The organism is Bacteroidota bacterium (assembly GCA_034723125.1).
In the GTDB taxonomy this organism is placed as follows: domain Bacteria; phylum Bacteroidota; class Bacteroidia; order CAILMK01; family JAAYUY01; genus JAYEOP01.
Genome location: JAYEOP010000215.1, coordinates 1 through 3,407 on the forward strand (window position 1 = coordinate 1; position 3,407 = coordinate 3,407).

Annotated in this window: 4 protein-coding genes; all 4 read right to left on the bottom strand. The window is 38.6% G+C overall.

Translation table 11 applies throughout. The annotated features are described in order from the left end of the window. The coding region (locus U9R42_06145) for a hypothetical protein (protein MEA3495601.1) at window positions 1-2,046 on the bottom strand (2,046 nt) is incomplete at its 3' end. Continuing rightward, complete coding sequence (locus U9R42_06150) at window positions 2,046-2,432, bottom strand: hypothetical protein (GenBank protein ID MEA3495602.1); 387 nt, start codon at window positions 2,430-2,432, stop codon at window positions 2,046-2,048. The genes U9R42_06150 and U9R42_06145, both read right to left, overlap by 1 nt. Continuing rightward, window positions 2,425-2,871, bottom strand: coding sequence for a hypothetical protein (locus U9R42_06155; GenBank protein ID MEA3495603.1), 447 nt, complete (start codon window positions 2,869-2,871; stop codon window positions 2,425-2,427). Before U9R42_06155 ends, U9R42_06150 begins: the two co-directional genes overlap by 8 nt. Window positions 2,872-2,925: 54 nt before the next feature. Beyond that, window positions 2,926-3,407 (bottom strand): hypothetical protein (locus U9R42_06160; protein ID MEA3495604.1); only part of this gene is annotated, 482 nt, incomplete at its 5' end.

Consider the following 3,407-nt stretch of genomic DNA (forward strand, 5'->3'; position numbering starts at 1 on the left):
TTTCTGCAGCGATCCAACTTCACCTATTTTGAATGAATCATCTGCTTCATCGAACTTGAATTCGTAGTCTGTAGCTGTTCCTCTATCTATTTGGATACCAGCACTTCCTGCAGTTACTCCTGCACCTACTTCTCCATCATTCAGTATTACTATATTATCTGTTGTAGTTACTTCTGTATTAACTGTAGTAGTTGTTCCATTTACTGTGAAGTTTCCATTTACTGTTAGATCACTACTAATCGTTCCACCAGTCTTATCTAGTTTTAAATCCAACTTTGTATCGGCAGCATCTCTTACTTCGACTATTGCTGTCTGTACATCTGTAGCTAGTATGTCTCCATCTGCTACGAAGCTTATGGCACTAGCATCATGTGCATCTACTGTATCTGCTAAGTGATCATCTATCTCACTATGTACCTCGTTGATGCTTGCTGTTAAGTCTGTAGCTGCCGTTGATAATGCCATCGATCCAATGTCTGATTCATGTTCATTTATTGCATCTGACAGACTTGTGGCAGTTGTAGACAATATTGCACTACCTTGTTTAGTCTCTATCGCATCCAGATCTACCGCTTGTGTTATACTTATATGGCTAACTTTTGTTTTTTCAGCATCATTATATTCATTTGTATCTGGCTCAGCCTCATATAGTGCTTTTATGTCAGCACCGTTTAGTGTACTACTAACTGAAGCATACACTGTCCCAGTCCATCTGTAGCTGCTTGTGTCACCATTACTTGTTTCATCCGCTACAACTACATATATCTTTCCAGTTTCACCTGTTATAGGTAATTCAGCATATGTTGCAACTTCTAGTACATCATCCACGTAACTTGGTAGTTGATTGGGTGGAATAGTTCCAGCAGAGTCCAATGTTGCTATACCGTCAGCTACACCCTCTTTTGCTACCAACTCGTTTATTGCTGTTGGTAATGTTGTTGCTACTGTACTAAGTACTTCGTCCTTGTCTACAAATGCTAGGTCTGCGTCTGTGTATTTATTTTCACCTTCAGCGGACCCACTTAAGTACCTCATATACTCTTTGCTAACTGGATTCCACCTATACCCGTGAGTTTCACCAACTGGGTCTTGTGTTTCATCTTCGATAACAACGTATGTTGTTCCTGTTACACCTTCAACAGGTAGGTTAGCATAGTTCATTACTCTTCTTAACAATATGTTTACAGTTTCTTTTGTGAACATTACGTCTTCATGCCAAGCCTCTACTCTATCGTGGTCTACTCTAACATTATCTTTGAATGCAATTATATCGTCTTTATCAATTGCTACTTGATCCGCTGCCAATGTAACTTGAGCCAAGTCACTAGCTGTAGCATTTTTATTATCCAGTGAGCTACTAGCGTATCCTGCTGCGTCGGCAACAGATGTATGAACTTGGCTTGCAACTGCTTGTACATCAGCTATTTTTATATCATGGTTGTCGTTATATTCTAATACCTTATCTGCTGCATGAGCATCAATTTCTGCTTTCTTTGTATCTGTAACTCCAGCTATTTCAATAATCTTTGCAGGAACAGTAACATCCGTAAAGTCAGTTATTGAACTATTTACTGCGGCTACACTCACATTTGTAGTAACAACTCCATCAACAATTGTGTTTAAGTTCGCTATGTCTACTACTGGATCAACATCAACCTGGTATTTAAGTATACCGTTAGATACCGTTAATGCTACCGTTGGTGTTTGACCATCTATTCCGTCTTTACCCGATGGGATTTGGATTCGTATAACTGATCCGTCTAGCGTTGCACTAGCGGGGTCACTTGACCCTACGCTTGTAGCGCTTGCAGTCAATCCGTCTATCTTTGATAGGGCAGCAGTGATTTCTTCATCACTTGACCTAGCGTCAACCATTCCATTATATACTTCTACTATCTTTCCGTATATACTATTTGGATCATCCTCTGGATTAATTGCATCGTTTGGGTCTCCTGCTATGTTCTTCATTAAGTCGATAAACGTATTATTGTTTGGGTTACTCTCTATAGTTTTTAACCCACTAAGTATTTCTGATAGTTCTGCCATTAGTTATCTCCGCATATTGTTGAATGTTCTGAACCAGCAAGTTCATCAACTAACCAGTTATTTAGTGCTATTAGCACATCTTTTTCACCTGTTACAGACACATAGTCATCATCAACTGATCCAGCTACTATAGTGTTATCTGCTAAGTAGTTTTGCCATTCTATGAATTGTATTAGTAAATCTGCTTCAGTAGTGCTTAGAGCTGTCAGACATGATGTTGTAAGTGTGTTTATCATCTCTCTAGTGAAGTGCTCATTGAATATAAATGTATCACCATTAAGTGTCTTAACTGTCTCGTATGGTCTATGCGCATTGAATATCTCTTTAACATCACTTATTGCACTATCCATTGTAATGTCATCTAGGTTAGGAATTAAATCAAACATTGATCTCTCCTGTATCGCCTAGTTCTACTACTGTATACTTTCCAGCGGTTACTTGCTTCTGCATGTACTCTCTGACTTTACTTTCGTACTGTATTACTATCTTCTTGGCTTCGGCTTTATGGTAGTTTTTGTTTGCTATTTCTTTGGCTATATATCCAGCCATTAGTCTACCTACTGCAGGAACTAACTCTTTGTCTATATCCAATACGTCTTCATCTTCTTCTGGTAGTTTTGGCATTCTTACAAACGAATTACCTACACCAGATCTAACTATCTCTTCACCTTTATTTGCGGTAAGCAATTTTAGTGCTGTACAGTCATTTGCTATCTCTAGGTAAGCTGTTTCTAACGCTATAATTAGCACATCTGGATCTTTTGGAGCTGGATTGTCTCCCATCAAGAACAATTTGAGCATATTTTGTAACTTTATATATGTCATAGCTATACCTTTTATATTTTTAACAAGTATAGCTAAACTAATCTTTATATATTCTTATGCGTATCCCGCAGATGCACTTATTATTTTATGGCTACTATCGTCATCATCCCAGAATGGGTCATAACCTATGTCACCTTTTGACTTTCCACTACTGGTTGGTACCGCTGCTGTAGGTAGTATGTAGTCTATCTCACCCAACATCGATACTAAATCTGGTCCATCATCTGCCCTAGTGAATGCCTCGTGTGTTGCACCTTTTACTTGACTTATAAACTCTTGCATATCAGGTGTATCTCTCAAGTGTTCTGGTAGCCATATCTTTCTCTGTAGGAATCTTGGACTAATTATTTTGAATCTCTCATGCTTCTTTACCCCACTAGCTCTGTTAAGTATACCTTTACGAGTTGCTGGTGCTCCAATTTGCTTCGCAAATGAATACCACACACCTCTTTTAGCCATAAGTGTTTCTAACCCATGTATATGAGCCTGTTGGTTTCCATCTATCTCAACACCTAGTTCTATGAACTTTCCCTTTC